10 protein-coding genes are annotated in these 12,587 nt (G+C 71.3%); 4 read left to right on the top strand and 6 right to left on the bottom strand.

The features are described 5' to 3' along the window. Positions 1-33 precede the first annotated feature (33 nt). Positions 34-1,527, bottom strand: coding sequence for an Nramp family divalent metal transporter (locus DFJ64_RS06685; RefSeq protein ID WP_170152522.1), 1,494 nt, complete (start codon positions 1,525-1,527; stop codon positions 34-36). Between the two features lie 337 nt (positions 1,528-1,864). Here DFJ64_RS06685 and DFJ64_RS06680 point away from each other — a divergent pair, with 337 nt between their 5' ends. Together DFJ64_RS06680 and DFJ64_RS06675 are read left to right on the top strand one after the other, a co-directional pair. Continuing rightward, positions 1,865-2,509, top strand: coding sequence for a bifunctional 4-hydroxy-2-oxoglutarate aldolase/2-dehydro-3-deoxy-phosphogluconate aldolase (locus tag DFJ64_RS06680; RefSeq protein ID WP_115849659.1), 645 nt, complete (start codon positions 1,865-1,867; stop codon positions 2,507-2,509). After that, entirely contained in the window at positions 2,506-3,501 is a 996-nt protein-coding gene (locus tag DFJ64_RS06675; RefSeq protein ID WP_115849658.1) for a sugar kinase, read from the top strand. Before DFJ64_RS06680 ends, DFJ64_RS06675 begins: the two co-directional genes overlap by 4 nt. Before the next feature lie 9 nt (positions 3,502-3,510). Here the strand turns inward: DFJ64_RS06675 and DFJ64_RS06670 are convergent, their stop codons facing one another. From DFJ64_RS06670 to DFJ64_RS06655, 4 genes are all read right to left on the bottom strand, one after another. After that, entirely contained in the window at positions 3,511-5,364 is a 1,854-nt protein-coding gene (locus DFJ64_RS06670; RefSeq protein ID WP_115849657.1) for a SpoIIE family protein phosphatase, read from the bottom strand. Positions 5,365-5,713: 349 nt separating this feature from the next. Further along, positions 5,714-7,126 carry an FGGY family carbohydrate kinase gene (locus tag DFJ64_RS06665; protein WP_115851885.1) on the bottom strand — a complete coding sequence of 471 codons (1,413 nt, stop codon included), beginning with the start codon at positions 7,124-7,126 and terminating at the stop codon, positions 5,714-5,716. After that, positions 7,123-8,658 carry an alpha,alpha-trehalose-phosphate synthase (UDP-forming) gene (locus DFJ64_RS06660; protein WP_115851884.1) on the bottom strand — a complete coding sequence of 512 codons (1,536 nt, stop codon included), beginning with the start codon at positions 8,656-8,658 and terminating at the stop codon, positions 7,123-7,125. Before DFJ64_RS06660 ends, DFJ64_RS06665 begins: the two co-directional genes overlap by 4 nt. A gap of 53 nt (positions 8,659-8,711) precedes the next feature. Next, positions 8,712-9,728: a Gfo/Idh/MocA family protein gene (locus DFJ64_RS06655; RefSeq protein WP_115849656.1), complete on the bottom strand. Its 1,017-nt coding sequence runs from the start codon at positions 9,726-9,728 to the stop codon at positions 8,712-8,714. A 252-nt stretch (positions 9,729-9,980) separates the two neighbouring features. Here DFJ64_RS06655 and DFJ64_RS06650 point away from each other — a divergent pair, with 252 nt between their 5' ends. Further along, a complete protein-coding gene (locus DFJ64_RS06650; RefSeq protein ID WP_115851883.1) occupies positions 9,981-10,331 on the top strand; it encodes a VOC family protein in 351 nt (116 codons plus the stop codon). A 73-nt stretch (positions 10,332-10,404) separates the two neighbouring features. Here the strand turns inward: DFJ64_RS06650 and DFJ64_RS06645 are convergent, their stop codons facing one another. Then, positions 10,405-11,916 (bottom strand): amidase, encoded by a 1,512-nt coding sequence (locus DFJ64_RS06645; protein ID WP_115849655.1) that lies wholly within the window; start codon positions 11,914-11,916, stop codon positions 10,405-10,407. Between the two features lie 230 nt (positions 11,917-12,146). Between DFJ64_RS06645 and DFJ64_RS06640 the strand changes: the two genes are divergently transcribed. Then, a complete protein-coding gene (locus DFJ64_RS06640; RefSeq protein WP_115849654.1) occupies positions 12,147-12,464 on the top strand; it encodes a DUF3263 domain-containing protein in 318 nt (105 codons plus the stop codon). Positions 12,465-12,587: the final 123 nt, after the last annotated feature.

The raw sequence follows: 12,587 nt of genomic DNA, 5'->3' as shown, positions 1-12,587 counted from the left end.
CGTGGGCAGCGACGTGGACGGCAGCGGGGAAGCCTAGAAGAGCTTCTGCCCCTCCTCGACGATGGTGATGACGCCGAGGACGCCGTAGAACAGCACGGCCAGGGCGATGACCACGGTGCGGAACCGTGGGATCCGGATCGGTGTCGGCAAGGCTCGCTTGTTCATGATGATGAGCAGGACGCCGTAGATCGCCATCATGACGCCGCTCACGCACGAGGAGATGACGAGCAGGACCAGGGGCTGGTCCACGCCGAGCAGGAGCACGAGGACGCCGAACGCGACGAGGCCCCACACCAGCCAGAAGTAGATGCGGCTCTCGGAGATCCCAGACCCGCGCAGGTAGACCGTGGCGAGCAGGTCGGCGGCGAGCCGGCTCGTGTAGTCGATGATGCCCATCGCGGCCGCGAACAGGCTGTAGGCGCCGATCACCCAGAACAGGTAGCCGAACCACGACCCGACCTGGGACATCAGGACGTTGCCCTCGACCTGGAGGAAGCCGATGTCGCGGGTGAGTCCTCCCCGGCCGTAGACCGTCGAGTAGGCCAGCATCGACATGAAGCCGATGGTGAGCACGGTGATGAGCACGAACGTCAGAGCCTGCTCGATGTTGGCGAACCGCCACCATGCCCGCCAGCGGCGGAGGTTCGCCGGGGTCGGTGCGAAGACGAAGTCCGTCGAGGGCGCCGCCTCCTCCTGCCCGGTGACCGGACTGACCAGGCGCGGGACGTACGCCCCCATGCCGAACCGCTTGTCGCGGATCCAGTTGCTCTGGCACAGGTTCTGCCCCCCACCGGCCCCGGCGTAGGCGATCGCGCCGAGCATGAGCGAGTACTCCAGCGTGGAGGGGAACTGTCCGACGTGCGTGACCGCCTGGCCGAGACCGCGCCAGGCGTCGCCGCTGATGGCGAACGCGATGGCGACGGCCACGAACAGCAGGATCATGGCCACCTTGAGGAAGATGACGCGTTCGAGAGCGTTGTAGACCACCGGGGCGAGCGTGAGCACCGCCCCGCAGACCACCAGGATCCCGATGGCGATGACCCGGACGTCGCCGCCGACGATGTACGTCATCAGCGAGGCCGAGCTGGTGGCCCAACCCGGCCACAAGTTGGCGAAGTAGGTCATGACGGCGAAGACCAGCCCCCAGTGCTTCCACAGGCGGCTGAACCCGGTGAGGGCGGTCTCGCCCGTGGCGAGCGTGTAGCGCTCGATCTCCATATTGAGGAACCACTGGGTGGTGACGCCGATCACCGCGCCCCACAGGAACACCAGGCCCACCTGCGTGGCGATGTAGGGCCACAAGATGAACTCGCCGGAGGCGAGGCCGACACCGGCGCCGACCAGGCCGGGGCCGATGATGCGCCAGGTGTTCGTCGGCGCGGCGGGGAGGTCGCGGATCGCGACACCTGGCAGGTACCTGGTGGAGAGCGTGGGCGTGAAGGTCGTCCGCGCCGCATCGACGGGAGTGGAATCGCGGTGTGCGGGATCGGCCGGACCAGGCTTGGCGGGGTCTCGCTCGATCGCCATGCGCGCTCCTTCCCGCTGCCGTACCCGAGGCGGCCCAGCCGCCCCATGGGAACGCAGCCGCCCCGTGGTGACGCAGCCGCCCCGTGGTGACGCAGCCGCGCGGTGGCGAGGCCGGGTCCCGCTACGCCGCGGATCGGCGACGCCTCGATCAGTGAAATCCCGCCGATACACGCGGTCAAGATGTTCGAAACATCGAGACCAGCCCGGTCAGGGGCGGCTCTACACTCAGAGGCCGTCGCATGGCTCGGAGCACGGCTCGGGGCCACAGGGTCGTCGCCGTGCCCTCCGACAAGGGCTCGTCCAGGCCTGTCTGGCCCGTCCGACAAAGGAGACGCTCGTGGGTTTGCAGGAAGCGATCAACGCCTGCCCAGCGGTGGCGATCCTGCGGTCGTCATCCGCGGCCCGGTTCGCCGACGTCAGTGACGTGCTCGTCGAGCAGGGCATCCGCGCGGTGGAGTTCACCTTCACTGCTCCGAACGTCGCTGACGCGATCCGCAAGTACGCCGCTCGCAAGCCCGCTGACGTCGCGCTCGGCGCCGGCACGGTGACCACGGTGGAGCAGGCTCGCCAGGCGGTGGACGCGGGTGCGACATACCTGATCTCCCCCTCGTTGAACGTGGACGTGATCGAGGAGGGGGCGCGCCTCGGAGTGCCGGTTCTGCCCGGCGCCCTCACCCCGAGCGAGATCCTCACCGCGTGGCGGGCTGGCGCGGCGATGGTGAAGGTCTTCCCGGCCTCGGCGGTGGGTGGCCCGAGCTACGTCAAGGCCATCCGGGGACCGCTGCCGGACATCCCCCTCGTGCCGACCGGCGGGGTCAGCGTCGACGACGCTGAGTTCTACCTCGTGGCCGGCGCCACCGCCGTCGGCGTGGGGAGCCCGCTCATCGGCGACGCCTGCCAGTCCGACGGCGACCTCGACGCGCTCGCGGAGCGGGCGCGCCGGCTGGTCGCGAACGTGACGAGGCGGGGGAGACGTCGATGAGCGGTGACGCCTCGCCTGACGACCGCACCAACGACCAGGGCGGCACCCGGGTCGACCTCGTGACGCTCGGCGAGACGATGGGGCTGGTCGCGGCCACCGATACCGGCTCGTTCACGGTCGGCGCCCCCGCGCGCGTCTCCTTCGGCGGAGCCGAGACGAACGTCGCCATCGGGGTGAGCCGGCTCGGCCACCGCGCGGCCTGGATCGGACGACTCGGTGATGACCCGCTCGGTCTGCTCATCGCGTCCGCCCTGCGCGGTGAGGGCGTGGACGTGTCCCGGGTGACGTTCGAGACCGAGGTGCCGACCGGGCTGATGCTGCGCGAGCGCCGCACCGCCGATCGGGTCCGGGTGAGCTACTACCGACGTGGTCTGGCTGGCTCGCGACTGGCGCCGGACGACGTCGACCCGGAGCTCGTTCGCGCCGCCCGCCTCCTCCACGTCTCCGGCATCACGCCGGCGCTCTCGCCGTCCGCGCGTGCGGCCGTCCACCGAGCAGTGGAGATCGCCCGGGATGCCGGGGTCTTGGTGTCGTTCGACCTCAACTACCGCGCGGCGCTGTGGTCGCCCGCGGAGGCCGGCGCCGAGCTGGCGACGCTGGTCGAGCGGGCAGACCTGGTCTTCGCCGGCGAGGACGAGGCCGCGCTCGTGGTCGGCGAGGGATCCGTGGCGCACCTGGCCAAGGGGCTGGCCAGCCGGGGTCCCACCCAGGTGGTGATCAAGCGGGGCGGCGACGGAGCGTACGCGCTGATCGACGGGGAGGTCGTGACGTCGCCGGCCCTGCCGGTCACCCTGGTCGATCCGGTGGGAGCGGGCGACGCCTTCGTCGCGGGCTACCTGTCGGCGCTGCTCGACGGGCTCTCGCCCGCAGACCGTCTGCGCCGTGGCAACGTCTGCGGCGCGTTCTCAGTGTCGGTGTCCGGCGACTGGGAGGGCCTGCCGCGTCGTCGAGAGCTGGCCACCCTCGACAGCGCCGAGAACGTCGCCCGCTGAGCCCCTGCGTCAGCTCGCGGGCGGCGCCGAGGCGGTCGCCGAGGGCACCGCGGTCGGCGGCGGCGACGTCGCTGGGTCTCGGGCCCTCGCCAACAGGAGCGCCACGTCGTCGTCGTAGCCGGTGGGCGGCCGGAGGTCGTCGATCACCTGGTCACAGACCCCCTCGAGGGTGCCGGAGGCCCGGGCGAGGGAGTCCACCAGCTCGTCGATCCCACTGTCGACGTCACGTTGCCGGTGCTCCACCAGTCCGTCGGTGTAGAAGACCACCATGGTGTTGGCGGGGACGGCGACGACGTGCTCGGGCGCCGCGCAGCGCGCCACGCCCAGCGGGAGACCGGACTCGTGGTCGAGGCGGCGTGCCCTCCCGCGGGCGTCCACGATGAGCAGCGGCATGTGCCCCGCCGACGCGTAGGTGAGCGTCCCGCGCAGGCTGTCGAAGAGGGCGTAGACGCACGTGACGATCTGCGCCTCACCGAGGTCGGCCACCACCCCGTCGAGGAGCTCCAGGATCTCCTTGGGAGGCAGGTCCTGCCGCGCGTAGGCGCGCACGGCGGTGCGGACCTGGCCCATGAGGGTGGCGGCGCGCAGCCCGCGCCCCATGACGTCGCCGATGACGAGCGCCGTCCGGCCGGAGGAGACGGGAATCACGTCGTACCAGTCACCCCCGACCTCGGCCTCCTCCGCACCCGGGAAGTACCGGGTCGCCACCTCCAGCTCGGCGGGTTGGTGTGGCCACGCGGGCAGCAGGCTCCGCTGCAGCGTGAGGGCCGCCCGGCGCTGGCGACGTTCGCTCTCCTGCAGGTTGCGGGCGAGGCGCCGCTCGGCGTCGAAGAGACGGGCGTTCTCGATGCTTTGCGCGGCGCGGGTGGCGACCTGCTCGAGGACCGGGAGGTCCTCGGCCGGGTCGAGCTCGTGCCCGTGGGCGACACCGGGTCCCAGCAAGGTGAGGACGCCGATGACTCGTCCTCGCGTGATGAGCGGCACGGCGACGAAGCCGCGTCCCTGCGCCGCCCGGTTGATCAGCTCCGCGGCGCGTGGGTCGTCGTACATCCGCGCCACCTGCGCGGGGTCGGTCACCGCGACGACGCACGGGCGACCGGTCAGCACCGCGCGGATACCTGGGTGGTCCTCTCGTTGGGTGCCGCCCAGGGTCCGCAGCTGCGCCACGAGGTCGTCGCGATCGGACTCGGCGTCGCGGACGTAGACGCGTTCGAGGCGGCGGCCGTCCCACAGGTCGATGAGGCAGACCCGGCCGAACCGCGGGACGACCAGGTCCCCGACGGTCTCCAACGTCATGCCGACGTCGAGGGAGGACGCGAGACGGCTGCTGGCGTGCACGATGAACGCCAGCCGGTCGCGCACGCTCTCCAGCTCCTCCCGCGCGGCGCGCTCGGCACGCAGCAAGGCGGCGCGCTCGTCGGCGGCGCTGGTCTCACTCGACGACCCGGAGGAGGACGGAAGCTCGGAGAACACGACGAGGATCTCGCCGGTCGGTGTTCCGTCCACGTCCCGGAGGCCCCGGGCGCGCAGTGCGCACAGGCGGGTCTGGCCGTCCTTGCGCTGGAGGGGGACGGTGCCCTCCCACCCGCCCTCCCGGCGGATCCGGTGGACGAGCTTGCGCGCTGCCTCTTGATAACTGGGGGCGACGGTCGTGCTGATCGCGTCCGCTCCGAGCACGTCGCCGCTGGGCCAACGCAAGATCGACTCTGCCCCCGTATTCCACACGCTGACGCGGCCCCACGGGTCGACCACCACGACACCACTCGGCACCAGGTCGACGAGCGCCTCGAACCTGGTGTCGACGTCACCTGGCGTGGCGTGGTGACCGTCCCTGCCGCTGTCCCGCTCGGCTGGCCCTGTCACTCTTCGTGCCCCTTCCGTTGCGGAGCATCATCTTGCCTTGTCACGGGCTGTGTCGAGCCCCTGGCCCCGGGAGCGGGGTGCACACGGTCCGGCGAGGTCGTGAAGGACCGGAAGAGTACGCGTCCGGATGCCGCGCTCACGTCATTAAAGTCGGGTCGGACCATCAGTGAAGGCGAAGACGCGAGGAGTGCGTCTTGTTATCGCTCTCCCGTCTCGCCCGGGCCCGTCGTGATGGTGTGCCGCCGTGATGGTGTGCCGCCGTGATGCGCCCCGTGATGCGGGTCCCCGTCCTGGGGCGTCCCCGTCCTGGGTGTCCCCGTCGCGATACCGGTGTCCTCATCGGGTGGCCTCAGTCCCGGGTGAGCGCGCGCAGCGCCGCGTACTTGGTCCGGACTTGGGCCATCCGGGCGGCGTCCTCGGGATCGGGGCGCACCTCGTCCACCGGTCGCGGCAGATCCAGCCCGAGGGCGAGCGCCGCCGCGCCACGCGCACCGACCTCGCGGTCGTCGGCGATGCGGACCGGGCGGTCGAACGTCGCGGCGAAGGCGCGCTGCCACCAGGGCGACGCGTCCACCGCGCCGCCGCCGAGAACGACGTCCAGGGAGGTTCCGAACAGCTTCTCCAACGTGGCGAGCGCGCGTTCGGCCTCGAGCGCCACCCCTTCCATCGTCGCCGCCAAGAACTCGTCGGCGGAGGTGTCGAGCGACAGGCCCGCCACCAGCCCTGAGCCGGGTGGAGCGGTGCCTGGGGGACGACTTCCGGCGTGCAGGGGAACCGCGAGCAGACCGCTGGTGCCTGGTGGGATACCGGGTTCGGCGTCGGGGTCGAGCCGCAGCAGCTGGACCGCCCAGGCGTGGAGGACCCCGCCGCCGGAGAAGGCGATCCCGCTCACCAAACGGTCGGCGTCGACGCGGTAGCGCCAGACGGTAGGAGACGGCGGAGGATGGTCGGAGCTGTGGACGACGCGCAGCGCCGCCGAGGTGCCGACCGTGACCGCCACCGCGTCGGGTCGGGAGCATCCACTCCCGAGGTTGGAGGCCGCGCCGTCACCGACGGCCGGGTACCACAGCGCCTGGCGGAGCGCGGGCCACCGGCGGTGCCAGCGGGGAGCCAGCGCGCGCGGAGTGTCGTCGAGGGCCGGCAACTCGGCCGCGTCCGGGGACAGCCCCGCCAGCTCCAACGCCTCGGTGTCCCAGCACCGACCGCGCAGGTCGAGCATCCCGGCTCCAGACGCCATGGACAGCGATGTCGCGTCGTCGCCGAGCAGGACACCCCGCACGTAGTCGGGCAGCCCGACGAAGCGCACGGCGGAGCTGCCAAGCCGGGCACGAAGCCACGGCACCTTGGCGGTCCAGTACAGCGGGTGGACCCACGCCCCGGTCCGTTCGTGGAAGGCCGCCGGGTCGGCGGGCGCGTGTGTCGGCCGTGCCCTGGTGTCGATCCAGGTGAGGACAGGCGACACGGCGGAGCCGTCGCTCCCCACGGCCAGGACGGAGTGCCACTGGGAGGAGGTGGCGACCAGCTCGACGCCGTCGAGCGCGCCGGCGGCCTGGAGGTCGTCGAGGCAGGCGACGAGGGCCGCGACGTAGGCGTCGGCGTCGAGCTCGCCCGCCCCGTCGTCGGTCTGCCGAAGCTGAATGGGTTGACGAGCCAGCAAGCCGGGGATGGGGCGCGCGGCGGCGTCGCAGACCAGCGCTCGGACGGACGACGAGCCGAGGTCCAGCGCGAGGACGCGCCTGCCCTCCTGAGCCGAGGCCTTCACCGACCCGGCTCCCCGGACAGGGCGGTGAGGAACGAGCTGGCCCACCGGTCGACGTCGTGCTCGACGAGGTGCCGCCGCATCGCGCGCATCTTCCGAGTCGCTTCCCGCGGCTCCATCCGCAGCGCCTGGAGCATCGTCTGCTTCAAACCGTCGACATCGTAGGGGTTGACCAGGAGAGCCTGTCGAAACTCGTCGGCCGCGCCAGCGAACTCGCTGAGGATCAGGACACCCGTGTGGTCGTACCGGCAGGCGATGTACTCCTTGGCGACGAGGTTCATCCCGTCCCGCAGCGGCGTCACCACCATGACGTCGGCAGCCCGGTAGAGGGCGGCCAGCTCGGTGCGTTCGTGCGAGTGGTGCAGGTAGGTGACGGCCGGGCGGCCGATGCGGCCGTGGGTGCCGTTGACCCGACCGACGGCGAGCTCGACCTCGTCACGCAGCAGCTGGTACTGCTCGACGCGTTCCCGGCTCGGTGTCGCGACCTGGATGAAGGTGGCCTCGTCGGGAGTGAGGAGGCCTTCGTTCAGCAGCTCGGCGAAAGCGTGGATGCGCTCGGCGATGCCCTTGGTGTAGTCGAGCCGGTCGATACCGAGCAGGATCTTCGAGGGGGCGCCGATCTCCTCCCGGATCTCCCACGCGCGTCGTTCCGTCTCCGGGCGACGCGCGATCTCCTCCAGCTCGCCCACATCGATGGAGATCGGGAACGACCGGGCGCGCACGACGCGGCCGTCGGGCAGGAAGATCTGGTCGCGCTGGGTCTGGTAGCCGAGGAGGCGCCGGGTCAGCCGTAGGAAGTTCGACGCCGCGCCAGGCCGCTGGAAGCCCACCAGGTCGGCGCCCAGAAGTCCGCGCAGCACCTGCTGTCGCCACGGCAGCCGGGCGAACAGCTCCACCGGTGGGAAGGGGATGTGCAAGAAGAAGCCGATGCGCAGGTCCGGCCGCAGCGCCCGCAGCATCTCGGGCACGAGCTGCAGCTGGTAGTCGTGCACCCACACGACGGCGCCTCGCGCCGCGACACGCGCGGCGGCGTCGGCGAACCGATGGTTGACGCGGACGTAGGCGTCCCACCAGTCCCGCCGGTAGACCGGCGGCGCGATGACGTCGTGGTACAGGGGCCAGAGCGTGGCGTTGGAGAAACCCTCGTAGTAGTCCTCGACCTCCTCCGCGGACAGCGGGACGGAGACCAGATGCATCCCGGCCTCGTCGAAAGGCTCGGGCGCGGTTCCTGGAGCGCCGGCCCAGCCGATCCACGCTCCCTTGTTCGCTCGCATGACCGGCTCGAGCGCCGTCACCAGCCCGCCAGGGCTGCGGCGCCAGCGGATGCTCCCGTCGGGGTTCTCGACGCGGTCGACGGGAAGGCGGTTGGCGACGACGACGAAGGACGACCCTGCCCTCCTGGCAGGGTCGAACGAAGCGGCTCGCTCGGTGGCCTGGGAGGGCGGCACCTGCGTCGTATCGGCCTGGCCGGTCGTGGACCGGTCGGTGTCGGACCGGCCGTCGTCGGCTTGGGCGGCCGGAGATACGGCGGACATGATGACTCCCTTGGTCAGTGCCAACGGATCCCTTCGACCTTACGTGGGCGGGCTTACGTGCTCGGGAAAGGTTCCGTTGACACGGTGTCGTGATCGGGGTAGTGGACGCCGACCTGCCGGCGAACCTCGTCGAGCACCTCCATGACGGTCACGCTGTCGTTCCACGAGACGAGCGGGCTCTCCAGCACGCCCTCGCGCAGGCAGCGCGCCACCTCGGCGGCCTCGTGGGCGTAGCCGACTCCGATGAGCTCCACCGTGTGTTCCTCGACGTCTCTCCCGGGACGGTGGATGAGGAGGCGGTTCGTGTCGTGGAAGCTGCGTGGCAGCTCGATCCACCCCTCGGTTCCGGAGACGGTCGCGTTGTTGGGCAGGGCGCTGGTGAGCGAGCCACTGAGGCTGGCGATGGCGCCGCTGTCGTAGCTGAGTGCGATCGAGACCGAGCCGTCCACGCCGGTTGGCGCGAGTGTTCCTGCCGCCTTGACACGGCCGGGCGCGCCCAGCAGGTGGTAGGCCAGGCTGACGGGATAGACGCCGACGTCGAGGAGGGCGCCGCCCGCGAGCGCGGGGGAGAACAATCGGTCCTCGGGGCGATACGCCGCGACGAAGCCGAGGCTCGCCTGCACCGCGCGTGGCTCGCCGATGACGCCCGCGCGGACGAGATCCCGCAGCCGCAGGTGGAGCGGGTTGCACCGCATCCACATCGCCTCCATGAGGAAGACCTTGCGGTCGCGGGCGAGCTCGACGAGCTCACGTGCCTGGGCGGCGGTGACGGTGAACGCCTTCTCGCACAACACCGCCTTGCCGGCCTCCAGGGCCTGGCGGCTCGTCGCGTAGTGGTCGGAGTGCGGGGTGGCGACGTAGACCACGTCGACGTCGGGATGCTCGAGCACCTGCGCGTAGGACCCGAATGCGTGGCGGATGCCGTGCTCATCGGCGAACGCTTTCGCCCGGTCGAGGCTGCGGGACCCGACCGCCACGACCTCGTGGTCGGGCAGGAGCGCGAGGTCGCGGGCGAACTGGCCGGCGATGTTCCCCGTGGCGATGATCCCCCAGCGGATCCGTGAGCGCATGCGGCTCCTTTCCGTTCGACCTGGTCCTTCCCGTCCCATGACGCTATCCGGGCAGTCGGTGGCGAACGGGCGGGCGGTCGTGAAGTGATCCGAACCGTCCGGTACCGGCCCTGGAGCGACACCAGCGATGGCGGGATACCGGTTGGACGCCCAGGTATATAACCGGCTATCTTTTGTCACCGGTTACGGGTTGGCTGACGTGGCCGACCGCCAGGTCTTGACCAGCGATGACGCCGAGATGTGGAGGTCCTCATGCCAGCGATCGGCAGGTTCGGGGAGGTCGCGATCGACTGCCCGGACCCGTGGGCGCTCGCGAACTTCTACCGCGAGCTCGTCGGCGGTGAGCCCGAAGGCGACGACGAGTGGGTGACCTTGCGGAGCGTGCCCTTGGCCTTCCAGCGGGCGGACGAGTGGGCTCCGCCGATCTGGCCTGGGGCGGAGCGTCCCCAGCAGGCGCACATCGACATCTACGTCCCCGACCTCGACGAGGCGGAACGTCGCGTGCTCGAGCTCGGCGCGCGGAAGGCGGAAGTCCAGCCCGGCAAGTCCTTCCGTGTCTTCCTCGACCCGGCGGGGCACCCGTTCTGCCTGTGCCGCGAGTAGGTCACACCGCGAGGGTGGCGAGGAGGGCCCGGGCTGGCCGTCACAGTGCGCCGCGAGTCGCCGGGGGCAGCGGTCAGCCCGCGGAACGGTAGGTCGGCCAAAGCGTCAGGTCCAGCGCTCGCTCGAAGGCATGTCCCAGCCGGATGAGCGTCGGCTCGCTCCACGCCGTCCCCATGAACGCCAGACCGACGGGCAGGCCGTCGACGAGCCCACAGGGGACGGTGAGCAGCGGGTACCCGGCGACCGCGGCCGGCTGGCTGCACCCTCCGGCGATCAGATCCCCCTTGGTGAGGTCGATCGGCCATGCCGGAGGGTAGGCCGGGGCCACCAGCGCGTCCAGCTCGTGGGCCGCGAGAGCGGCGTCGATGCCTCGCTCGCGACCGAGGAGACGACAGGCCTCCAGCGCCGCGCGGTAGTCCGGGTCGTCCAGGCCACGCGTGCGCAGTGCCGCCTCGAAGCGATCCTGGCCGAAGTACCGCAGCTCCTGCTCGGCGTGTGCCTCGTTGAACGCCACCAGGTCCGCGAGCGTGCGCGGCGAGCCGGGCGTTCGCGTCGCCAGGTAGGCGTCGAGGTAGACCTTGAACTCGGTGGACAGCACCGTGATCTCGGCATCGCTGCGGCTGAGCTCCTCGATGCCGGGCAAGTCCGCGGGGTCGACGATCGTTGCGCCAGAGGCGGCCAGCAGACGAACCGCCTCCTCGGCGGCCGCGTCGGCGGCGTCGCAGTAGCCCCACAGGATTCGCCGAGGAACGCCGATCCGCGCACCGCGCAGTCCGTCGTCCCGGCAGTACGCCGTGTAGTCGCGGGGACGCGACGCGGACGGCTCGGCCAAGACGTTGAGGAGGGCGGCGGCGTCCCAGACCGTTCGGGCGATCGGGCCTGGTGTGTCCTGACTCTTGGCGATCGGGATGACACCGTTTGTCGAAACGAGGCCCACGGTGGGCTTGAGGCCGACCACTCCACACAGCGCCGCGGGACAGACGATGGAGCCGTCAGTCTCCGTGCCCACCGCCAAGGGCGCGAGGCCGGCCGCGACCGCAGCGGCTGAGCCGGAGGATGAGCCGCCGGCCGAGCGGTCGAGCGCGTACGGGTTGACGCACAGGCCGCCGACCGCGCTCCATCCCGACGTCGAGGAGGTGGAGCGGAAGTTCGCCCACTCCGACAGGTTGGTCTTGCCGAGGATGACCGCGCCCGCGTCCCGAAGCCGCCGTACCACGGTGGCGTCGCCGGCGGGCTGGCTGTCGACCAACGCGAGCGAGCCAGCCGTGGTCCCCATGGCACCGACGGTGTCGATGTTGTCTTTGACCAGGACGGGAACACCATGCAGCGGGCCGCGCACGTGCCCTGCCGCGCGTTCGGCGTCGAGCGCCTCCGCCGTCTCCACCGCGTCCGGTGCGACGCTGAGGACGCTGCGCAAGCTCGGTCCCGAGTGGTCGATCTCGGCGATCCGCCGCAGCAGCGTGGTCACCGCGGCCTTCGCGGTCAGCCGGCCGTCGGCGAGGTGTTCCGCGAGGGTCCGGGCGTCCCATGCGGCCACGTCGGCGGTGGACGGCGACGGATCCGGACGTTCGTCGGTCGTGGACACGGGCCCATGGTGCCCCGACGGCGCATCGCGGCCAGCCAGCGGGGCGTCGCGGGTGACACCCCGCTGTGCCGTGAGGCCGGCGTCACCCGCCGCCGTGGGCTGGACGAGAAGGGATGTCGTTCACGTGCCGTACCATGAACGGGCGACACGATCGAGCTGGAGGGAAACGCCTGCGCATGGATGCTGCGAGGGAGTCTGGCCTGAGCGCCGCTTCGGTCTCTGACGTCCCCATGCACGAGGGTGCCCCCACGCGAGACGGTGCCCCTGGGCAGGATGGCGGAGCGGAGCGGGCCGGCGAGCCGCTCTCCGAGCGCGACAGGCAGATCCTCACCTTCGAACGCCAGTGGTGGAAGTACGCCGGCGCGAAGGAACAGGCGATCCGGGACCAGTTCGGCATGTCCGCGACCCGCTACTACCAGGTCCTCAACGCGCTCATCGACCGCGAGGAAGCGTTGGCGTTCGACCCCCTGCTCGTGAAGCGGCTGCGTCGGATGAGGGCCAGCCGCCAACGGGCACGAGCGGCCCGCCGCCTCGGCGGCGACAGGTGAGCCGGCGCGGTTTCGCGTGACGTCGCCCATCGTCGCGTCGGCCCCTCGGGACAGCGTCGAGCGGCGATCGCCATCGCGGTCGGAACTCGAGGGGTGACCCGGCAGCCGCGACAGGACCTGGCA

The sequence above is a fragment of the Thermasporomyces composti genome (assembly GCF_003386795.1).
GTDB lineage: Bacteria > Actinomycetota > Actinomycetes > Propionibacteriales > Actinopolymorphaceae > Thermasporomyces > Thermasporomyces composti.
This window is presented reverse-complemented; position numbering and strand designations above follow the sequence as displayed.